Genomic DNA, 442 nt, shown 5'->3' with positions numbered 1-442 from the left:
CATGTTGCCGATGGTGGCGCCCGGCGAGTCGGTGCTCTTCGGCTCGGTGACGGTCCGCCCGGTGGCCGAGACGATGCCCTGGGTCACGCTGCTGGACAGGCCCAGCGGGCTGCCCATGGCCAGCGTGATCTGGCCGACCTCCACCTTGCCGCTGTCGCCGAAGGCGGCCGGCCGCAGGCCGCTGGGCGGGCTGGCGAGCTTGATCACCGCGAGGTCGGAGTCCGGGTAGGAGCCGACCAGGGTCGCGTCCATCTGGCTGGTGCTGTTGGCCAGGCTGACCTGGAAGGTGGAGGCGGTGCCGACCACGTGGGCGTTGGTGACGATGTCGCCCTTGTCGTCGTAGATGATCCCGGAGCCGAGCCCGGAGGCGGTGGTGATCTGCACCACCGAGGGCAGCACCTGGGAGATCACCCGCTGGTAGTCGTCCTGCAGCGAGTTGCTG

Annotated in this window: 1 protein-coding gene; it reads right to left on the bottom strand. The window is 69.9% G+C overall.

The window, feature by feature from the left end; genetic code table 11:
* Positions 1-442, bottom strand: a 442-nt coding sequence (locus tag C7C46_RS33190) for a S1C family serine protease (RefSeq protein WP_146259324.1), incomplete at both ends; no start/stop codon positions are given.

The sequence above is a fragment of the Streptomyces tateyamensis genome (assembly GCF_003205575.1).
Lineage (GTDB): Bacteria > Actinomycetota > Actinomycetes > Streptomycetales > Streptomycetaceae > Kitasatospora > Kitasatospora tateyamensis.
This window is presented reverse-complemented; position numbering and strand designations above follow the sequence as displayed.